Annotated in this window: 13 protein-coding genes; 7 read left to right on the plus strand and 6 right to left on the minus strand. The window is 63.1% G+C overall.

Annotated features, from left to right (window positions below; all coding sequences use genetic code 11):
* The first annotated feature begins 133 nt into the window (after window positions 1-133).
* Together LVJ94_07530 and LVJ94_07535 are read left to right on the plus strand one after the other, a co-directional pair.
* The gene (locus LVJ94_07530; GenBank protein ID WXB07084.1) at window positions 134-2,668 is read left to right on the plus strand and encodes a serine/threonine-protein kinase; all 2,535 of its coding nucleotides are present in this window, start codon (window positions 134-136) and stop codon (window positions 2,666-2,668) included.
* A gap of 166 nt (window positions 2,669-2,834) precedes the next feature.
* A complete protein-coding gene (locus tag LVJ94_07535; protein WXB07085.1) occupies window positions 2,835-3,116 on the plus strand; it encodes a hypothetical protein in 282 nt (93 codons plus the stop codon).
* A gap of 8 nt (window positions 3,117-3,124) precedes the next feature.
* Here LVJ94_07535 and LVJ94_07540 read toward each other — a convergent pair whose 3' ends face one another.
* Window positions 3,125-3,721: a LysE/ArgO family amino acid transporter gene (locus LVJ94_07540; GenBank protein ID WXB07086.1), complete on the minus strand. Its 597-nt coding sequence runs from the start codon at window positions 3,719-3,721 to the stop codon at window positions 3,125-3,127.
* A 72-nt stretch (window positions 3,722-3,793) separates the two neighbouring features.
* On the opposite strand from LVJ94_07540, the gene LVJ94_07545 reads away from it, so the two are divergent.
* Window positions 3,794-4,642: a LysR family transcriptional regulator ArgP gene (locus LVJ94_07545; protein WXB07087.1), complete on the plus strand. Its 849-nt coding sequence runs from the start codon at window positions 3,794-3,796 to the stop codon at window positions 4,640-4,642.
* A gap of 2 nt (window positions 4,643-4,644) precedes the next feature.
* Here LVJ94_07545 and LVJ94_07550 read toward each other — a convergent pair whose 3' ends face one another.
* The 4 genes from LVJ94_07550 to LVJ94_07565 form a co-directional block, all read right to left on the minus strand.
* On the minus strand, window positions 4,645-5,235 hold the full coding sequence (locus LVJ94_07550; GenBank protein ID WXB07088.1) for a hypothetical protein: 591 nt from the start codon (window positions 5,233-5,235) through the stop codon (window positions 4,645-4,647).
* Window positions 5,232-7,121, minus strand: a complete 1,890-nt coding sequence (locus tag LVJ94_07555; GenBank protein WXB07089.1) for a thioredoxin domain-containing protein — start codon at window positions 7,119-7,121, stop codon at window positions 5,232-5,234. Before LVJ94_07555 ends, LVJ94_07550 begins: the two co-directional genes overlap by 4 nt.
* Window positions 7,122-7,132: 11 nt before the next feature.
* A complete protein-coding gene (locus LVJ94_07560) occupies window positions 7,133-7,615 on the minus strand; it encodes an RlpA-like double-psi beta-barrel domain-containing protein (GenBank protein WXB07090.1) in 483 nt (160 codons plus the stop codon).
* A gap of 333 nt (window positions 7,616-7,948) precedes the next feature.
* Complete coding sequence (locus tag LVJ94_07565) at window positions 7,949-8,110, minus strand: Flp family type IVb pilin (GenBank protein WXB07091.1); 162 nt, start codon at window positions 8,108-8,110, stop codon at window positions 7,949-7,951.
* A gap of 296 nt (window positions 8,111-8,406) precedes the next feature.
* Here LVJ94_07565 and LVJ94_07570 point away from each other — a divergent pair, with 296 nt between their 5' ends.
* The 4 genes from LVJ94_07570 to LVJ94_07585 are packed head-to-tail and all read left to right on the plus strand — an operon-like array spanning window position 8,407 to window position 14,474.
* Entirely contained in the window at window positions 8,407-10,377 is a 1,971-nt protein-coding gene (locus LVJ94_07570) for a M48 family metallopeptidase (GenBank protein WXB07092.1), read from the plus strand.
* Between the two features lie 48 nt (window positions 10,378-10,425).
* Window positions 10,426-11,808: a serine/threonine protein kinase gene (locus LVJ94_07575; protein ID WXB07093.1), complete on the plus strand. Its 1,383-nt coding sequence runs from the start codon at window positions 10,426-10,428 to the stop codon at window positions 11,806-11,808.
* Window positions 11,805-12,815, plus strand: a complete 1,011-nt coding sequence (locus LVJ94_07580) for a hypothetical protein (protein WXB07094.1) — start codon at window positions 11,805-11,807, stop codon at window positions 12,813-12,815. The genes LVJ94_07575 and LVJ94_07580 overlap by 4 nt, the downstream gene beginning before the upstream one ends.
* Window positions 12,816-12,851: 36 nt before the next feature.
* Window positions 12,852-14,474, plus strand: coding sequence for a DUF1565 domain-containing protein (locus LVJ94_07585; GenBank protein WXB07095.1), 1,623 nt, complete (start codon window positions 12,852-12,854; stop codon window positions 14,472-14,474).
* A 3-nt stretch (window positions 14,475-14,477) separates the two neighbouring features.
* Here the strand turns inward: LVJ94_07585 and LVJ94_07590 are convergent, their stop codons facing one another.
* The gene (locus LVJ94_07590) at window positions 14,478-16,484 is read right to left on the minus strand and encodes a hypothetical protein (protein ID WXB10691.1); all 2,007 of its coding nucleotides are present in this window, start codon (window positions 16,482-16,484) and stop codon (window positions 14,478-14,480) included.
* Window positions 16,485-16,625: the final 141 nt, after the last annotated feature.

Below are 16,625 nucleotides of genomic sequence, written 5' to 3' on the forward strand. Positions count from 1 at the left end.
ATCGAACCATCTCGACGGTTGCCCGGACTGCCGTGCCGTGGTGGCTGCGGTCCAACCGGTAGCTCTAGAGGCGTCCGGCTCCAGCGGGAAAGTAGGCCGATACATCCTGCGACGGGTCCTCGGAAGAGGCGGAATGGGGGTCGTGTACGAGGCCGTCGATCCCGAGATCCATCGGGTCGTCGCCCTGAAGGTGTTGCGAGCCGATCCGGGTGTTGCGCAAGTGCGCCTGCTCGCCGAGGCGGAGGCCATGGCCAAGCTCGCGCACCCCAACGTCGTCACCATTTACGAGTTTGGCCGTTCGGCCGAATGCGCATTCATTGCGATGGAGTACGTCGAGGGTAGCTCCTTGCGCTGCTGGGGGGGCGCCGAGTCGCGCTCGGAAGACGACGTCTTGAGTGTCTTTCTCCAGGCCGCGGAGGGGCTTCGTGCGGCGCACGACGCGGGGTTGGTTCATCGGGATTTCAAGCCCGACAATGTTTTCGTTTCGACCCGCGGTAGGGTCATGCTTGGCGATTTCGGTTTGGCCGTATCCTCTCTTTCGGAAGCCCACCCGGTGGCGGGGTCGCCCGCGTACATGGCCCCCGAACAGCGCGCTGGAAAAAGGGTCGACGCGCGCTCCGATCAATACAGCTTCTGCGTCGCACTCGGCGAGACGCTGCACCAAGCCACCGGCACGATTCCCCGTTGGTTGTCGCCCATGCTCGCGCGGGGGACCGAACCCGATGCGGACAGCCGCTTCCCCTCGATGGCCGCCCTCATCGCGGCCATCCGCATCGCGCAGCATCGATTGCAGGCACGGCCTCGAAGATTCGCGTTGGCGTTCGGCGGAATTTTGGCTTTGGGGCTCATGGCATTCGCCTTTCGACTCGGCAAGCATGGAAAGGCACCGGAGCTCTGCGAACGCGGTGACGCCCTGGTGGCGGCGACGTGGAGCCCCGAAGTTCAGGCCCGCATCGAGCAGGCGTTCCGCGCGACCAACAGCGCTCTCTGGGAGGGGGCCTGGCGCAAGACGCACGACGCACTCGAGCGCTATGCGAACTCGTATCGAGACGTCACCCACCAGATGTGCGAGGCAGCTGCGAGCGAGGCTCCGGCCTTGGTGGAGCAGAGGATGGCCTGCGCCTCCGAGGGGCTCGAGACCTTTCGCGCCCTCGCGGGCAAGCTCGAACGTGCCGACGCGCCCATGCTGGAGGAGGTACCCGCCATGCTCCGCCTCCTGCCGCCCGTGGGGGCGTGCAAAGATGCGGTGAAGGCTTCCGAAATGGTGCCGCCCCCTCCCAAGGAAAAGGCGGCCTCGGTCGATCAGGCGAAGGCGAAGATCGCACAAGCCTCGACGACGCTCACGGCGGGGCGATACGAGGAAGCCCTGTCCTTGTCCGAGGACGCGTGGAAGGTGGCCAACGCGACGGAGTATCTCCCCCTCGTGGCCGAAGCCTATTTCCACCTCGGCGCGGCCCACGGTCGCTTGGGGCACGTCGAGGAATCCGCCCAGGCGCTCGAGCATGCCGCGTCATCCGCGAGTGCAGGTCGCGCACCGCTGGTGGCCATTCGCGCGTGGGTCGCCCTCGTTCAGTTCGTCGGCTACGAAGGCCGTCGCTACGACGACGGGTATCGCTACGCGCAGTACGCGAAGGCTGCGCTGGAATCGATGCCTTCGGCCTTCGAGCTCGATGCCGAGCGCCTGACGTGGACACGCCAGCTCCTGCTCGCCCAAAAGCGGTACGACGAGGCGATTGCGGTCTCGAAAGAGGAGCTCGCGCTCGTGGAGCTTCGCCTGGGGCGTTCGCACCATCGCTATGGCGAAGCGCTCGACGGGCTTGCCAGCGTGCTCTCGGGAAAAGGTAGGAACCGCGATGCCTTGGAACCGCAAGAAAAGGCGTGCGCGATCGTCGAGAAGGAGTTTGGGTCCCCGCATCCCGTCTTCGCGCGGTGCCTCGTTCACCTGGCCGCCCTCCATGGCGATCTGGGCGACGAGGAGCGCTCCGTCGCCATCCAACAGCGCGCGCTCGTGATGTTCGCGCAGATCCCGGGCCATCCGAACCACCTCGCCATGTCGCATCGCAATCTGGCCGATTCGTTCATCATGCTCGGCCGGTTCGACGAGGCGAGGGCGGAGCTCGCGGTGGCTCGCCAGTGGGGCACGGGTGCGTCGGACGAAACGCGCGCGCGCTCTTTGGAGGGATGGCTTCACCTTCGCGAAGGAAAGACCACCGAGTCGATGGCGGACGCGAGATTCGTTCTCGCACGCCTCGGAAGTGGCGACGCGTGGAGGCGGATCTTGCCGCTGAACTTGTTGGCCCAGGCCCACTTGAAGACCGGGCACTTTTCCGAGGCCGCCGAGGTGGCGGAGGAAGCCGCCACGATCGCCAACGCGGTCTATGGCGTTTCGTACCGGAGCGCCGAACCGCTTCGGGTGCACGCCGAAGCCTTGATGGCCTTGGGGCGTGCCCCCGAAGCCATCCCCTTGGCCGAAGCCGCTCTTGCGGCACGCGAGGGATCTCAATTCGATCCTTTGGACACGGCCCTCGCCCAGTTTACCCTTGCTCGGGCCCTTCCCGCGGCGGCGCAAGAGCGGGCCGGAGATCTCGCACACGCCGCCCGCGCGGTGGCCTCGTCGCGCGATCCCGAGCTTACGGCGCGTATCGATGGCTGGTTGTCCACGAGATGAACGACGCGAGCCCAGCTATAAAAAGAAAATAAATCGCGGCGGCCGTGGGATGCCGCGGACGCCGGAGTGTCAGTGCTTCGTGCCGTGCCGAAACCCCTTTGCGAGCTTGCCAACCAGTAGGCCGACCAAGGGACAGTTCCGTGCGCATCACGAATGGAGGACGAAGATGATTTGGCAAGATGGATGGGCACGCGGCTGGATCGAGGCCAGGCAGCATGACATCATTCTCGCACTCGAATTGCGTGGCTTTTCGATTCCTGTCCACGTGCGCAGGCAGATTCGCGGCTGCAGCAATACCATACAGCTCGAGACCTGGTTCATTCGCACCTTCACGGCGACGACACCGGCGGAAGTGATCCACGGAGAAGGGCGCCTCGCCGAGGTGGGGCATCTCATCGCGCGCTCGAGCGCAGATGAGAGCTGCGGGGATGGGCAGGAGCCGCAATAAGGGCTGGCCTAGGCGCGCACCAGGGCGACGGCGATCCCCAACATCATCGTCGCGATGGCGGCGTCGATCACGCGCCAGGCCACGGGGCGTGCGAGGACAGGGGCGAGTTTGTGAGCGCCCAGACCGAGCATCGTGAACCAAACCACGCTGGCCGTGGCTGCGCCGGCGCCGAAAACCCATCGATGCGTCTGCTGGTTCGCGATGGCCCCGAGCAACAGCACGGTGTCGATGTACACATGCGGATTGAGGTAGGTGAACGCGAGACACGTCAGCAACGTGGCGCCAAGACGGGAAGGGCCAGCCTGCGTCGCGGTGAGGGTGCCCGGGCGCCAGGCGCGCTTGGCCGCCAAGAATGCGTATCCGCCGAGGAATGCCGCGCCTACCCATCGGATTCCGGTGACCACATCGGGGTGTGCCTGCACCAGGGCACCAAGTCCGGCGATGCCCGCCGCGATCAGCAAGGCGTCGGAGAACGCGCAGACCATGACGATGGGCAGCACGTGTTCTCGCCGTAGCCCTTGCTTGAGGACGAACGCATTCTGGGCGCCAATGGCCACGATGAGCCCGAACGATGAACTGAAACCGGCGACGGCCGAAGCGATCATGGGGACCAACCTAGGAAGGCCCACGAAAACAGTCCAACTAATGTTTCTTACGTACCATTAGAATTGCTTCACATGAGATTCGACTCGGACCAACTGGCGACCTTTGCCGCGGTGATCCACGAAGGCAGCTTCGATGCGGCGGCACGTGCACTGCGCATCACGCCGAGTGCGGTCAGTCAACGGATCAAAGCGCTGGAAGAAACGGCGGGTCAGATTCTCGTCAAGAGGGCCAAGCCTTGCCGGGCCACCGAGGCCGGCAAACCCTTGCTGCGCCTGGCCGGTCAGATTGCCCTGCTCGAACAGGAAGCCATGGAGCACACGGCGGCCGCGATGAGCGCCACCATCGTGGTGAATTCGGATTCGCTGGCGACGTGGTTCCTTCCCGCGTTAAAAGGTTTGCCGTATTTGTTCGACATTCGGGAAGCCGATCAGGACCATTCGGCCGACCTGCTGCGTGACGGCTCGGCGATGGCCGCGGTGACCGCGCAAAACACTGCGGTGCAAGGATGCCGGGTCGAGCGCCTGGGCTACATGCGGTACTTCGCGGTGGCTGCACCCGCACTGGCCAGAAGCTTCGACTTCGAAACGACACCGGTCGTCGTATTCAATCGCAAAGACCAGTTGCAGCACCGTTTCATGCGAAGCGTCTCCAAACGGCGCATCGATCCGCCCGCGCATTGCATCCCATCGGTGATTGCCTTCACCGAGGCGATGCGGCTCGGACTTGGTTGGGGCATGGCACCCGAGCACCAAGCCAACACGGAAATCCAGGCGGGGCGATGGAAGCGTATCGCTCCGTCGCACCACCTCGATGTACCGCTGTATTGGCAATATTGGCGCTTGCAGTCCCCCATGCTGCAAACACTCACCCGTGCCGTCAAAAGCGCCGCCGTGGCCTATCTTCGTACACAATCGACGTAGGTTTACGGTTTGGGGGTCCACCATTTCTCCTGCGGGAGGGCCGGGCCTGTTTCGGTTTCGATGGTCCAGCCCGGGCCGCGGATCTGGACGTCGCCGCTCATGGTGCGATCGAGCTCCTCGCGGTAATCGGCCAGCCGCTCCACGAGCTCCGTGCTGCCTTCCTCGGGATGCTGCCGCACGCGTTCCTGGAGCGCATGGCCCACGCGCTCCAAGACCTGTTTCAACTTTGCCTCGTCACGTATCTCCAGGAGTTGCGGATCTTGCCGCACGCCCAGCGCGATGTCGCCCACTTGTGCCAAGGTGACGACGGGTGGCTCGTCGCCATTCGCGCCGCGCTCCTCGAGCACCACGGGCGGCGGGGCGTGCTGCGCTTGCACGGGCACCGGCGCCAGTGCGGACGGAGGACCCGGCGGAGGGATCGCGATCGCGACCGCCTCCGGAGGCGCGGCCTGTGGAGGCTCCTCCTTCACGGCTTCCTTCTGCGGAGCAGCGGGGACGTCGGGTTTCTCGCCAACATGAAGCCACACGTCGAGCGCAATCACTGGCACGAGCAGCGCGAGCAACCCGAGGAAGCGCGGTCGACGTTCGCTCATCGCAACGCCTCGTCGATGACCTGCCGAAACGTCTCGAACGGAAACGCCCCCGGCATCAACCGCCCATTCACGAACACCGTCGGCGTGCCGCTCGGCCCCGCCAGGCTCACGCCGTATTCCGTCTCCTCGCGAATCGCCGCCTCGAACGTCCCGCTGTCCCGATCGCGGCGGAATCGATCCATCTCCAGCCCGAGTCGCTCGGCATGCCGCTCCAGCATGGCAGGGCCTAGCACGTAAGGCGTGCTGAAGATGGCATCGTGCATCTCCCAAAAACGCCCCTGCTCGGCGGCCGCCCTCGCGGCAACGTGCGCCCCCATCGCGTCCGGATGGATATCCGTCCCCGGCGCGTCCTTCCACACGATGCGAACCTTGTCGCCATAATGCGCCCGCACCTGGTCGAGCGTCTTTTCCAGTTTTGCACAATAGGGGCATTGAAAATCGGAAAACGTGACGATCGTCACCGGCGCATCGCGTGGCCCGCGTAAGGGCGACGTACCCACCTCCACCGGGTAATCCCCTTTGGGGAGCGGTGGGCGCTCCTCCATGCGTAACCCGGGCCCACTCCGACCCTCTGCGATGATGTCCTCGTAGCGGCGGGCGGCTCCCTTGACCTCCTCCTTCACGCGCGAGCGAACCGCATCCACCGTCGCATCGGCAAGGCGTTTGCCATTGATGAAAAGCGTCGGCAAATTTCGAATCACCAAGGCTTCCGAGAGGGTGAGGTCGTTCGCCACCAAGTTGGAATACGGGCGCTCGTCCATGGCCTCCCGAAACTGTGCCATGTCGAGGTTCAGCTTCTTCGCATACCCCTCGAGGCGATCGCGCCCGTCCACCGGCCCCGTAAAGAGCAAATCGTGCATTTCCCAGAACTTCCCCTCCTTGCCGGCGGCCAGCGCCGCCTCGGAGGCCAACATCGCTGCCGGATGATCCGGAATCGGCCGGAACTTCCACACCATACGAACGTCGCGCTTGTACGGTGCCAGCGCTGCGTCGAGCTCCTTTTCGAATGCCCCACACCGCGCGCACTCGAAGTCCGACCATAATACGATGGTGACCTTCGCGTTTGCCGAACCTTTCGTCGGCGAGCTCCCCACCTCGACCTTGTAGACGGCGTTCGGATCCGCCGGCGGCGGCGGGTCGTGCACCGCCGGAGCCGGCGCACGTTCGACCTTTCCGTCGCGCGCGATTCGGCGATAAAGCGCCGCCGGCTCCGTACCTGCTTTCAGCAGCGCATCGGCGGCGGCCCGTTCCTCGTCGAAGATGCGCTTGTAGGTCGCATCGTCTCGAAGTCCACGAATGGCGCGGCCATTCACGAAGAATACCGGCGCGCCGCGCACGTCGAGTTGCGCGGCCAAGATGGAGTCGCCGTCCACCTTCTTCCGGGCCCGTTCGGACTCGATGGCCTCTCGAAAGCGGCCCATATCAAGTCCGAGCTCTGTGGCGTACCGCTCGAGCGATGCACGGTCCAGGGCGCTTCGATGCTCGGTGAGGCGATCGTGGTACGCCCAGAACTTCCCCTGTTCGGCCGCCGCCGCCACGGCTTCGGCCGCCGATTGCGAATTCTCGTAAATGGGTAGTGGGTTGTGCCGATATTGAATTCGAAGTGCGTCCCCGTACTCACGCCGCAATCCACGCAGATGCTCGAAAGCACGGGTGCAGTACGGGGACTCGTAGTCGCAAAACACCACCAACGTGAGTGCCGCCGTGGCGGGCCCACGCAGTGGTGTTTCGTCGAGCGGAACCCAGGTGCGTGGCTCACCCGACGCGACCGCGCCTGCCGCGGGGCTCGGCGCCCTGGCTTTGCAGCTCGCATTGACGAGTGTGCAAGTGATGAAACAGCCGAAGAGCAGCCTCGCTACGGAGGACCAAGATCGCGCGACGAGCATGGGCTATTGCCTCAGAAGTAGAATTTGGCGGAGTCTTGACCGTGGCCGTAGGTGAAATCGCCTTTGCCCCTGCAGGTGCCGTCGCCGTGAGGAATGGCCAATGCATCGAGCATTTTGTCGGTTCCCTCCATCCGACCGCAGCACGATTGATCCCACACTTTGGCATTCACGCTTTTGCCGTTAGCGGTGACTTTGACCACTTTTCCGCAGCTCGCCCGTGACTCATAGTCGCGTGCGAAACGCGCTTTGGAGTCGGAGCAGCCATATCCACACGCGCCTTTCGCATCGTTGCCATTGGCGCATTTGAGCCACCAGCATGCGCCTTCGTAATAGAGGGTTTTCTTTAGAGCGGCCGCGACCGCGAGGGGGGCTTGATTCTCACCTTCGTTCGCTTGGCTCTCCTCCTCCATATCGGTGTTGCCATCGTTGGCGGCACACCCTGCGAGCAGTGCCCAAAGCATCGTTGCAAAAGCCACCTTGCCGTACGTATTCATCCTATCGCCTCCTCTCACACACTCGAAATCAGCGTGAAATTCGATAAGGATTGGGGGCCGTTGGATCGCGGATTGTTTAAGCGACGATCCACCTACGGGGATCGCTTGGTTCTCGGTCGGCACCGAAGTAAGTCGGATCGCAGCGGCCCAATCGCGTATTCGCTACTTCGAATACGAAACGACGGTCACGTGAACCATCGCCTACGTGTGAATCAGCAAGGTGCGGACCATGAGCTGCAAAAATGCAAAAAATGCAAAAAGGGCCAGAGGTCTTACCTCCGGCCCTAGATGCAAGGGAACGCCGGTATCTCACCGGCGAGATTCAGTAGACGATCAGAACTCGCCCTTGGCGTCGTTCGCGGCGCCCTTGACGGCCTTGCCGAGCTTCTTGTACGCGCCGGCAACGATGAGGAGGATGGCAACGAGGAGCAGACCGTATTCGATGGCGGTCGCGCCTTTTTCATCCTTCACGAGCTTCATGATGTCTTTGTTCATAGGAATTCTCCTGGTTGTCGTCGTTGTTTGGGGGGTGCTGCGTTTGCCCCTAGTACACGCTCCGTGCCACCCGAAATGCGCACGTTTGCGGACGAGTGCCTCGGTGTGTGTTCGCGCGGTTCTTAGCGAAATACCGCTGAATCCGCGCGCGGCGGGCATTCTGCCGTGAGCGGAAGCTACATGGTGCGACTGGACCGTGAGCCGTTCATTGAGAGAACCTCGGTCCAGTTCGAAGAAAGCAAGAAACCGTAGCGATTGTGCGGTCGATAGGGGTTGGGAAAGGCGAGGGGAGTCGCATGAAGGGGCAACGCAGACATGGGTCGTGGACCGTCGCGGCATCGGCACTGACGTTGGCCCTCGTGGGCGTCGTATCCCCCGCTCATGCCGGTGCCGCGAGCGATGCGGCGTTCGAGAAGAAGGTGCTGAACGATCTCCGGGCGGAAAATCCGGACGCGGTCCCCGTGTTCACCGAGGCCATGGCGGCGGCCGAGCGGAACGAGCTCACCGCCGCCATCGCGGGGTTCGAGCGCGACCTGCAACTGGCGCCCAAGAGTGATCACGCCCGCCGGCGACTCTGTGATGTCGAACTCGCGGCGGAGCAGCGCGCGTCAGGGCTCGCCCACTGCCGTATCGCTCTGGATCTACGCGATGCGCCGGAGAATCACACCGCGCTGGCACGGGCCATCGTCGAATCGGGCCCGCTCACCAAGGGCGATATCGACAGCGCCGTCGACCATGCCGCGCGCGGATTGAAGGGGCGCCCCGACGATACCGACGCGATTGCGGTCATGCTCGAAGTGCAGACCGTCGCCGAGAACGATGCGCAGGTCGAGTATTACGTCGGGCAGCTCGAGAAGGTCGCCCCAGAGGATCCGGAGGTCCGTGTGACCATCGTAGGAGTACGCGCGATGCACCGGGACATGGAGGGGGCGCGCGCTCAGTTGGAAAAGGCCAGGGCTCTTGGCCTTCCGGAAGCTCGATACGAGAAGCTGCGTCGCATGCTCGACGAACACGAGCACTCCGGCCTGGCCTATTACCTCGTGCTCATGGCCTGGGTGTTCGGTTTTTGGACCGTGGGATTCGGGCTCCTCTTGGGCATCGGTTCATTTCTGAGCCAATCGGTATTGCGTGCCGCAGAGAATAGGTCTGGCCAGGCGCCTTCCGGGCTCCGGCGCATCTATCGCGCAGTGATTTGGCTTACATGCTTGTACTTCTATGTTTCGCTCCCCATCGTGCTCGTGGGCGTCTTCGTGATGGCCGGCGGGCTTTGCTATGCAGCCTTGGGGTTTGGATACTTTCCGATCATCATTGGGGCGATTGCCCTCGTGAGCTTCGCTGCGGTGCTGAAGGGATTGTGGGCTTTGGTGGCGTCGCGCAACCCCGAAGATCCTGGCGAGCCGCTCGATCTGGCGAGCGAGCCCAAGTTGCGGGCACTGTTGCGAGAGGTCGCCGACAAGATGGGCACACGCATGGTCGATCGCCTATTTCTGACCACCGGGACCGACTTGGCGGTGACCGAGCGTGGTGGCCGTTGGTTTGGAGGCAAGACCGAGCGGTGCCTTGTTTTGGGCGCAGGGTTGCTCGAAGGAATGCCCCTTCGCGCCTTCAAGGCAGCCCTTGCGCACGAGTATGGGCACTTCAAAAATGAGGATACGGCCGGTGGCGGCTTTGCCTTGGCGATGCAGCGCTCGTTGATCGCGATGGGCACGGCCTTGGCGCAAGGCGGGGCGGCGAGAGCGGTGAATCCCGCATGGTGGTTCGTTCGCAGCTTCCACTCCGTCTTCTTGCGCATCTCGCACGGCGCATCGCGCCTGCAGGAGATTCTCGCCGACCGCTGGGCCGCCGTGATCTATGGCTCCGCGTCGTTCGAGCGCGGACTGCGCCACATGATCGAGCGCTCGATGCGCTTCGAGGTTTACGCGGACCTTGCGCTGAAGGAGGTGCTCGAGAAGCAGGTTCCCCTTGCGAATTTCTACACCTACGCCCTGGAGGCCGCAGTCTCGGAGATGGATCTGGCCGACGACCTGGAAGAAGCCTTCATGCGCCCCGCGTCGCCCTACGACAGCCACCCGCCACCGCACCAGCGGATCGCATGGGTGAACGCCTTGGTTGCCGCCGGCGAGCCCGCGCAGCCCGAGGAAGAGCAAGGCGACGCATGGGCCGTGTTCCGCGATCGCACGGCCATCGAGGAGCGCATGACCGGTGTCATCCGCGAGCGCCTCGCGGCCCAGGGTATCCTGCTCCCACCCGTGCCTGAGCGCGCTTAGGTGCGGTTGACGGCGCCAAAGGGCTCGCCGCATGATGCGGTGACGTAAATGGCGTCGCAGGCGTGGGAATCGGAGCGCGCGTTGGTCCGAGTGGGCACCGCGGTCCAAAAGTACCGCATCCGGCGCCTGATCGGGGTGGGGGGCATGGCTGCCGTGTACGAGGCCACGCACCTCAACGGCCACCGCGTGGCGATGAAGTTCCTCCTCGAGCGTCATGTCGGGGATGCCGACATGCAGCATCTTTTCCGGCGCGAGGCCTACGTCGCGAACAAGGTGGAGCATCCGGGGGCCATTCCGGTGCTCGACAACGACGTGGACGAGGCGGGCTGTCCCTTCCTCGTCATGCCGCTGCTCGAGGGCGAAACCCTGCGCAAACGCTGGGAGCGCGCCAAGCGGTGCTTGCCCTTGGCCGAGGTCGCGGTGTTCATGGCCGATGCCCTCGACGTGCTGGCCAGCGCGCACGCGCGAGGTATCGTCCACCGCGACATCAAGCCGGACAATCTGTTTTTGACGACGGAGGGCGAGGTGCACGTGCTCGATTTCGGGATCGCGCGCGCCATCGAGCTCGATGTCAGCGTTACGGCAACGGGTCGCGCCTTCGGGACCCCTGGGTTCATGCCGCCCGAGCAGGCCCGCGGCGAACGCGAGGCCATTGGTTCGCATAGCGATTGCTGGGCCGTCGGCGCCACCATGTTTGCCTTGCTGACCGGTGAATTCGTGCACAGCGCCGACAATGCGCATGCGCAGCTGATGGCCGCTGCGACGAAGCAGGCGCGATCCATCGCCGAGCTGGCCAAGGAGCTGCCGCGCGCGATGGTCGAGGTGGTGGACAAGGCGCTGGCCTTCGAGCCGAAGGCGCGATTTCGCGACGCGGGCGAGATGCGCGAGCACCTTTTGCAGGCGGTGGAGGCTTCGCTGGGCGAACCATTCGCGGCGCTCGCCAAGCGGATGCGCGCGGAATTCGTGGAGGAGTCGAGCCCCGAGAGCCGGGAGCTCCACGAGCTTGCCGCGACCGAGAAGCCCGCGCGCAATTCGATCCGCGAAGCGCGCGCGCGTGCGCTGCTCGGAACCTTGCCGCACGCATCGACGTCGTTGCCCACGGCGTCGTCGACGCGGACGAAGCCGTCCCGCTTCGTGCGGACGGCGCTCGCGGTCGCCGTCGCCGTCGTGGCGATGGTCGCGGGAACCTCGTTCCTGCAGCGGCAGCAACACCGGGAGGACGCCGGTGCACCTGCGCCGAGTGTCGCGGTGTCGCTTTCGGCGCCGCCACCGTCGCCGTCGTCGGAGTTGGCACCCGTGCCGACCGGTGCACCGTCGGCGGAGCCGGACGACGCCGGTGTATCTTCGGCTCGAACTAGAACCAAGAAGCACCGGCCCGCGCCGGCAGCATCGGCGTCGAGCCTGCGCTACGGAGACTTGTACGAGGAATGAAGCCGTTTCGCTCCCCCCTCGCATGCGCCGTGGTCGCGGTGAGCTTGCTCGGCTCGCTCGCTGCAGGCGCGGAGCCTCCGACGCGCGCCCAGAAAGATGCTGCGGACCACACCAAGCGAGCCTTCGAGGCCGTGCGCCGCGCCGACGCCGAAACGGCGAGGGTCGAGTTCCTGCAGGCGTACGCGCTCGTTCCATCGCCCAAGGCCCTGTGGAACCTTTTGGTGGCCGAGGCCGATTCGAATCACCCGCTCGATGCGATGAAGCATCTGCGCGCGTACTTGGCCGATCCCGCGGCCGACCCGAAAAAGAATGACCGAGCGCAGCGTCTACTCACCGAGCTCTCGTCGCTCGTTGGCCATTTGAGCATCGTCGCACCCCAAAATGTGGCGGTGCGGGTGGACGGCCTCGTGTTGACGAGCGAGCAGCGCACCGTCGGCGTCGATGTCGCTCCCGGAAAACACGTCATCGAAGCGACGATAGGGGATGAAGTACAGCGTCGCGAGGTGGACGTCGCTCCGGGCGATCCGACCCTCGTGGCATTCGAGGTGCCGCGCCAGGACGAGCCGGTGGAGACTCCGGCGCCGATCGCTCCCGTTTCTCCGCCGCAGGCAAAGCCGGTTCCTGCACCGATTCATGAGCGATCGCGCGGGGTCGCGTCACCGCCATTGGGAACATGGATTATGGGCAGCGTCGCCGTAGCCGCGCTGGGAACTGGGATCGCGTTCTCACTGAGCGCGAAATCGAACCGGGACGAAATCGATCAGTCGCCAAAAGCATGCGCCAATCCCAATAGCCCGGAATGCGCTCGCATCGAGGACCTTCGGGATTCTGGGAGTCGCGCTTCCACCGTCGCTTGGATCGCATACGGCACGGCTGGCGCTGCAGTAGTAGCCGGCGGCCTCATTTGGTATTTCGCACCGAAGAAGAGCCCCGCGAGTCGCGACGCGACCATCTCGCCCCTTGTTTCACCGGGGACGGCGGGGCTACATTTTCGAGGGAGTTTCTAATGTGCTACGGTAGCTCTCGCCCATGAGGGCAATCCCATGCGTGCCGTCACCGCTTCTTCGCTGATTGGATTTGGGGCTTCCGCCGTCGTCTGTCTCGTGCTGGCAGGATGCCCCCCGACCTTTTTCGAACCTTGCCGTGGCTACGAGTGCGGCCTGGATGACGGCGGCAGTGAAGTCGGCGATGACGTGCGGCCCGATGTTCCTTCCACGCCCAATCTGCCGAAGATTGACGGCGTGGTGGTGGAGGGCAATCCGTCGCGGACGGTACGCCAAGGCTTTGGCGGCGACCCGACCAACGGCATCACGGTGGTGCACCTAACCGGCGAGCGCTTGGACGAGGTTACCGAAGTGAAGATCGGCAATGGTGCGAATACCTTGAAAGGTGACATTACCGAGCAAACACCAAGAGCGCTCTCGTTCAAGGTGAAGGTTGTCCATGGGGCACCTTTCGGGCCGCAAGCCGTGAATATTGTCACCCCGTCCGGCTCGGCGGCGTCGGACCCCGTCTTCGTCATTTCGCGTGTCACGGCCTCCCCCAGCGGCAGCGACTCTCTCGAGCGGGGCTCGGCGACGGCAGGGACGGATGTGGAGCCCCTGCGATCCATGGCCAAGGCCATCACGTTTGCCCAGGCCGGCGATACGGTGTTTCTCAAGGATGGGACCTACGACGTCAAGCACGGAGAGATCGGCAAGGTCGCAACCAAAGTCCCTGTGGACGTTACAGTTCAAGGCGAAAGCAGGGAGGGCACATTGCTCCAGTGGGACGACAGCTCAAACGCAGGAGGTTTCGTGCTGGCGGGAAACGGCCGCATTGAATCCCTGGGGATCATCGGGTATGCGGGGATCAGCGCGGAGACCGGCATTGTCACGATCAAGAATGTTAGGGTTGCTGTAGAGGGGGTCGGTTTGGGGATCAGCGTCGGAAGTTTCCAGGCTATCGCCCCCCCGAATATCGTACTGGATTCGGTAGACATTTCCGGCGCGATCATAGCTGTTGATGTCCTGGGCTCCGAGGGGACGATTACGGTAAGCAAGAGTCGCATCCATGGCAATCGCTCTGGCATTGACGCGCAGGTTTCAGACGCGACTCTCATCGTGACTGAAACGGAAGTCGATCATAATTGTCCTGGAAGCATGAGCAGGATCGACGGAGGCATTATCGTGAAGGGCCCGGCCATACTTACGAACGTCAATATTCACGACAATCAATGTGCTGGAATAACGATGGACGCCGAGCTGATGGGACCACTACTCATCACAAGAGGGACCTTTGCTGCGAATTCGCCGAACTCGATCTATCTCCGTACTCCCGGGAAGACGACGATTCGTGACTCGTCATTTGGTTATCATCAAGGCGACATAATTGCCATTGACTCGACGGCTGATCTCGACCTTGGAACGCCAGAGAGTCCAGGTGGCAATCGGTTCACGCGATGCGATAACTGTGATGTAATCAGCAATCTGCGCCCCGCCCAAGGCGTGAATCCCATCACTGTGCGCGGTAATACGTGGAATCAGGGCCCTGATCACAACACTCCGCTACCCTTTGGCTGCTGGGAGACGGACGAGCCAAGAGGCCAGACTGCTCCACCACGTACCTGGCATATTGCCGCACCAGGTACGTGTACCCCAATCAAAGGTAACGTAATGATTAACTGACGATTACCGGAGGGTCGGCTTGTCGAGGTTGCTGAATTCCCAACGATCGCTGGTCTCGTATTCCTCGTAGTATACCGTGACCTTCTCGCCGTTCCGCGCCGATGCGAAGTCGGTTTCAGGCACCGTGAAAACGATGCGACGTGTATCTCCGTTCGGATGGTGACTGATACCGAAGTCGCGCTCACCAATGCGTAGGACGGGAAAGGCATCGCGGACGGGGAAGTTCACTGCCGTCTCGAGCTCGATTTCGATGCTGCGCGGAGCGTCCGCGGCGCGAGCATCCGACGTTGGAGGCGCAGCTCTCCGGATGGCCTTGATGGCATTGCCCTTCGTATGAATCTGGTTCACGGGCGCTCCGTTCGCGCTGCTGACGGGATAGGTCGTCGTTGCAAGCGCTGGTGTGAAAGAGGCTGGCAAGGTGACCACATTGGAAAGGCGAACGTTGCCCAGGTAAATGGCTCCCGACGCCGTCTTGTCGAAGACGAACCGGACGCCGCGAACTTTCGTAAGGGCGACGGTCCCGAAATCCGAGAGCGGTATGCGCGCGGATTGAAGAATGGGATGCAGGTTGTTCACGCCCCCGACGGGGCCCCGCACGCTCGCGTAGTTCTTGAGCGATACGGCGCTCGAAAGGGATCCGTCGGCCAGCGCGAGCTGTATCGATAGATCCGTATCCTCAGCCGGGTTGAGAGAACTGTTCTGACGCGAGAGCCGAATGTCGAGCGTCTTGTAGCTGCTGATATCTTGACCCTCACCGGCAACGGTCCAATTCGTTTGGAAGAGCGTTTCCGTAGATGCGGTCTGCCATGAAATTAGCCCGGCTTTTTGATCGGGGTTATTTGCCTTGTTATAATGAGTTGGTACCGTATTGTGGGTGATGGTGATGCCAGCAGCATCGTTCGGCGTGCCATGTGAGTTGGTGCCCACCGGTTGATTGAAGTCCTCGATGACATTGGTGATGCTCGAACTCGACGAGTCGGTGTACCCCCGGTCCACCCGCGTGACGTTCGTCAGAACGGCCGGTAGTTCGAACATCGGATTGAAGATTTGATTGTATTTGGCTTCCGCGTTGGGGCCAACGTTGGCGCGGAAGAATCCCATCATGCTCGCGAGCCCCGTCGTGCGCTGCTTCTCGGAGCCGACCGACTCATCATTCTCCCAAAGTTTCGCATGCCCAGCGCACCCCCCGGAATCGGTCTCCTGCCACTCCGTATTGTAGAAGTTGTGATTCGCTCCCCACACGGTGAAGGTCGACTTTTGCTTGCCTGGTGTCTCCGTGGGAATACGGAGCATGCGATCGTACGGCCAAATGCCGGCCAACGTAGAAACATCGCCGTCGCACATAGGTAGAAGCACCGACCACGCGGTGCCATCGGCATTGAGCCGCGGGAAGGGCGGGGTCGTGCTTGGCAACTGCCCATCGACCGGGCCGATTTCGAAGAGGGCACGGAAGGACACCGGGCTCAGGATCTTGGCGGGCCAAGGGCTATTGGCCTCTCGGTAGAAGTTGTAGGCTGCACGTACACCCTCGCCGCCACGCGAGTGGCCCATCAGGCCGACCTGCGAAAAATCCAACTTCCCCTGCAGCTCCACGCCGAGCGACGCAGGCGTGCCTCCGTTCGCGTTCCACTCGCTGAGTCGCTGCAGATGTTTCAACACGAGTCGACCGCGCGATAGATTTAGATAGGGGTCGCTTGAGGGGCCGTCGTTGCGGCAAGTGATTCCACGATTCGCGTTGACGGAGACAACCACGTATCCATGGGAGGCGAGTCGCTCCGCGACGTACGCGTAACCCAAGTGATTCGGTGTGACCACATAGCCACTGGGACACGTGCCCGTACGCGTGTAGTCGCAATTGTAGTCCTGGCGCGGATTTGACCCAGTCCCGCAGGTGCCATGGTTTCCGTGAAGAAACACAAGCACCGGGTGCGGGCTATCTCCCAGGTTTTCCGGTCGGTAGACCTGCGCCCAAAGTTCGGTAGCCTGGGTCGTCTCCACATCGGGATCCATGGCCGCCGGGAACTTGTATTCGCCACTGGTCACCGCATTAGGCCCTGTTTCCGTCGGATCCGGCGCGGCTGCCAGGGGTGCGGCTTGCACCTTTTGGCCCGTTGCGCCAAGGGAATCCGATTCTTTATCCGATGTTTCCGG

The organism is Sorangiineae bacterium MSr11367 (assembly GCA_037157805.1).
In the GTDB taxonomy this organism is placed as follows: Bacteria; Myxococcota_A; Polyangia; order Polyangiales; family Polyangiaceae; genus Pendulispora; species Pendulispora rubella.

What these genes read in the sequence shown, in the direction of transcription:
- LVJ94_07575 (WXB07093.1), top strand. Translation starts at nt 10,426, where the DNA reads ATGGCGTCGCAGGCGTGGGAATCGGAGCGCGCGTTGGTCCGAGTGGGC.
- LVJ94_07590 (WXB10691.1), bottom strand. Translation starts at nt 16,484, where the DNA reads ATGGATCCCGATGTGGAGACGACCCAGGCTACCGAACTTTGGGCGCAG.
- LVJ94_07565 (WXB07091.1), bottom strand. Translation starts at nt 8,110, where the DNA reads ATGAACAAAGACATCATGAAGCTCGTGAAGGATGAAAAAGGCGCGACC.
- LVJ94_07530 (WXB07084.1), top strand. Translation starts at nt 134, where the DNA reads ATGGGGGTCGTGTACGAGGCCGTCGATCCCGAGATCCATCGGGTCGTC.
- LVJ94_07535 (WXB07085.1), top strand. Translation starts at nt 2,835, where the DNA reads ATGATTTGGCAAGATGGATGGGCACGCGGCTGGATCGAGGCCAGGCAG.
- LVJ94_07570 (WXB07092.1), top strand. Translation starts at nt 8,407, where the DNA reads ATGAAGGGGCAACGCAGACATGGGTCGTGGACCGTCGCGGCATCGGCA.
- LVJ94_07560 (WXB07090.1), bottom strand. Translation starts at nt 7,615, where the DNA reads ATGAATACGTACGGCAAGGTGGCTTTTGCAACGATGCTTTGGGCACTG.
- LVJ94_07580 (WXB07094.1), top strand. Translation starts at nt 11,805, where the DNA reads ATGAAGCCGTTTCGCTCCCCCCTCGCATGCGCCGTGGTCGCGGTGAGC.
- LVJ94_07555 (WXB07089.1), bottom strand. Translation starts at nt 7,121, where the DNA reads ATGCTCGTCGCGCGATCTTGGTCCTCCGTAGCGAGGCTGCTCTTCGGC.
- LVJ94_07585 (WXB07095.1), top strand. Translation starts at nt 12,852, where the DNA reads ATGCGTGCCGTCACCGCTTCTTCGCTGATTGGATTTGGGGCTTCCGCC.
- LVJ94_07550 (WXB07088.1), bottom strand. Translation starts at nt 5,235, where the DNA reads ATGAGCGAACGTCGACCGCGCTTCCTCGGGTTGCTCGCGCTGCTCGTG.
- LVJ94_07540 (WXB07086.1), bottom strand. Translation starts at nt 3,721, where the DNA reads ATGATCGCTTCGGCCGTCGCCGGTTTCAGTTCATCGTTCGGGCTCATC.
- LVJ94_07545 (WXB07087.1), top strand. Translation starts at nt 3,794, where the DNA reads ATGAGATTCGACTCGGACCAACTGGCGACCTTTGCCGCGGTGATCCAC.